The sequence below is a fragment of the Paludisphaera soli genome, from assembly GCF_011064595.1.
GTDB lineage: Bacteria > Planctomycetota > Planctomycetia > Isosphaerales > Isosphaeraceae > Paludisphaera > Paludisphaera soli.
Genome location: NZ_JAALJI010000093.1, coordinates 1 through 2,075, shown reverse-complemented (window position 1 = coordinate 2,075; position 2,075 = coordinate 1). Strand labels below are relative to the sequence as shown.

At 70.4% G+C, this 2,075-nt stretch carries 5 protein-coding genes; all 5 read right to left on the bottom strand.

Annotated elements, in window-relative coordinates; all coding sequences use genetic code 11:
* Positions 1-169: 169 nt before the first annotated feature.
* The 5 genes from G6O68_RS31640 to G6O68_RS31620 are packed head-to-tail and all read right to left on the bottom strand — an operon-like array spanning position 170 to position 1,995.
* Positions 170-481 carry a LexA family protein gene (locus G6O68_RS31640; RefSeq protein ID WP_206108291.1) on the bottom strand — a complete coding sequence of 104 codons (312 nt, stop codon included), beginning with the start codon at positions 479-481 and terminating at the stop codon, positions 170-172.
* A 13-nt stretch (positions 482-494) separates the two neighbouring features.
* A complete protein-coding gene (locus G6O68_RS31635) occupies positions 495-803 on the bottom strand; it encodes a hypothetical protein (protein ID WP_165253714.1) in 309 nt (102 codons plus the stop codon).
* The gene (locus tag G6O68_RS31630) at positions 800-1,291 is read right to left on the bottom strand and encodes a hypothetical protein (RefSeq protein ID WP_165253712.1); all 492 of its coding nucleotides are present in this window, start codon (positions 1,289-1,291) and stop codon (positions 800-802) included. Before G6O68_RS31630 ends, G6O68_RS31635 begins: the two co-directional genes overlap by 4 nt.
* A gap of 41 nt (positions 1,292-1,332) precedes the next feature.
* Positions 1,333-1,713, bottom strand: coding sequence for a hypothetical protein (locus G6O68_RS31625; RefSeq protein WP_165253710.1), 381 nt, complete (start codon positions 1,711-1,713; stop codon positions 1,333-1,335).
* Positions 1,714-1,725: 12 nt separating this feature from the next.
* On the bottom strand, positions 1,726-1,995 hold the full coding sequence (locus G6O68_RS31620) for a hypothetical protein (RefSeq protein ID WP_165253708.1): 270 nt from the start codon (positions 1,993-1,995) through the stop codon (positions 1,726-1,728).
* Positions 1,996-2,075 lie beyond the last annotated feature (80 nt).

The window sequence follows — 2,075 nt, the reverse complement described above, 5'->3', positions numbered from 1 at the left end:
GGATCAGCCCCGCGTCGAGCCACTTCGCGACGGTCCAGGGTCGCACGCCGCCGAGCGAGGCGGCCTGGTTCATAGTCAACTCGCAGGCCGAAGCCGCATCCTTCGCGTCCACCCTCAGCATCGTCGCCATCGGCTAGCCCTCGCTTCGCGTCCCTGGTTATTCCGCCGGTCACTCCGTCGCGGCGGTCCCGGTCTCGTCTCGGGGCCTCCCGCACGTCGGGCAGCACCCGCGCCCGGCGGCCGGCGCCACGGGGATGAACCCCCGAGAGATCCAGCGGCCGTGGCTCCGGAGCAGGCCCTTCCTCACGAGGGCCCTGGTGTGGCACATCACCCCGTTGGGGCTCTTGATGGACAACGCCTCGCCGATCTCGCGGACGGTCGGCGAGAGGCCGTTCGCGTCGCGGTAGGCGACGATGAACGCCAGGATTTCGAGCTGTCGCGCGGTGGGCGGCGACGGCGGGGCCTCGGTCGCGGTCGACATCGGCATTCCTCCGTCAGTTGTTGGAAGGGGCGGCCGTCAGGGCGGCGCGGCCCGCGTAGACGCTCGCGGGCGGGTTGGTGGCGGTCGCCAGGGCGTCGGCCGCGGCACCGGCCTGGCCGGACAGCGCGGCGATCGTCGCCAGGGCCATCAGGACGGCGGTGTCGTCGTCGCCGGCCTGGTACGGGGTCTCGACGGCCGAGGCCAGCGCCCGCAGGATGATCCGGCGATCGTGGGCCGTCGCCGATTCGAGCTTGGCGTGGCACAGGCAGATCGCGGCGTCCACGAGGCGGTCGACGTCGGCGTTCGTTCGGGGCTCGTTCACGCGGAATCCCTCCGAGTCTTGAGGACGTGCATCTCGGCGATCGGGACGTGGATCACCGGCTCGCGGTCGGTCCTGGCCTTCACCAGCTTCTTGCAGCCGGCGACCTCGAGGCGGCGGGCGTCGATGCGGTCGACCTCGATCCAGCGGACCTCGCCGCCGGCGAACCGCACGGCGAAGATCGAGGGGACGGCGGTGTAGACGAAGCTCATCGTGAGGGCGAGCCACTTCCGCTGGTTCAGGAAGACGGTCGGGAACGCCTCGGGGGCGTGGCTCCGCGTCTTCAGCTCGACGTAGGCGACGATCCGGCCGTCCCGCAGTGCGTACCAGTCGATCGGGTTGAACCGCCCGCCGTAGCGGACCATCTCGACGTTCCAGGCAGCCTCGATCGCGGCCTTCGCGGCTTCCTCGTTGCGGCCGTCCTCGGCGGTCGCGAAGGCCGGGCCCCCGCTCGTCGCCGTCGCCGCGCGGCTGTAATAGTCGCCACCCATCGCGATTCCACCCTCCTGGTTGGGACGTCGTTCTTCTACGGTCAAGCCGGGAACACCAGCGACACGGCCCGGTCGAGGGCCCGCCGGCCCATCTCCTCGCCTCGCTCCACGATCACGAGGTCGTCGCCGGAGAGCGGGCCCCCCCGCCCCGCCTCGGATTCCTCGCGGATCCGACGGGAGATCGCCGCGTCGCGATCGGCGAGGCGGCAGCGGACCCAGCTGCGGAGATCGTCGCCCGTCAGCCCGCCGGATTCGCCGTAGGCTTTCAAGCTTCGGGCCGTCTCGGCGTAAGTTGCGGCCGTCTCCTCCTCCGCGTCGTCGAGCATGTGCTGGAGTTTGGCGAGGTTTCCCTCGATTGCCGGCCGCGTATCCGATGGATCGAGCATCAGCCCCAATCCATGCTCAAGTTTCGATTCGTTCATGGAGTCCTCCGGTCAATTCAGCTGCTGGTCGGGGAAGGCGGCGCGGAGGCCGGCGGACACGACGCGCCGTTTCATCCCGCTCCGTCGGACGGCCGCGATGAAAGCGGCGGGCGATCGGCGATCGGCGGCGGACCGGAAGTCGGCGAGGAACTGGTCCACGGCCCCGTCGAAGCCTGCGGCCAGGGCCTCGACGGTGAAGGTCCGGGCCTCACTAGGGGGAAGCCCCCGCGCCAGGACTTCGTCGCGGATCCGCCGGGCGTTGCGGACGACGCACTTCGTCATGTCGTCCTCGAGTCGAGCCATGAACGGGGGGAGCGGTTTCACAGGTCCTCCAGGACGAATTCCGTCTTCCACCTCTCGCC

What these genes read in the sequence shown, in the direction of transcription:
- G6O68_RS31640 (WP_206108291.1), bottom strand. Translation starts at nt 481, where the DNA reads ATGTCGACCGCGACCGAGGCCCCGCCGTCGCCGCCCACCGCGCGACAG.
- G6O68_RS31630 (WP_165253712.1), bottom strand. Translation starts at nt 1,291, where the DNA reads ATGGGTGGCGACTATTACAGCCGCGCGGCGACGGCGACGAGCGGGGGC.
- G6O68_RS31625 (WP_165253710.1), bottom strand. Translation starts at nt 1,713, where the DNA reads ATGAACGAATCGAAACTTGAGCATGGATTGGGGCTGATGCTCGATCCA.
- G6O68_RS31620 (WP_165253708.1), bottom strand. Translation starts at nt 1,995, where the DNA reads ATGACGAAGTGCGTCGTCCGCAACGCCCGGCGGATCCGCGACGAAGTC.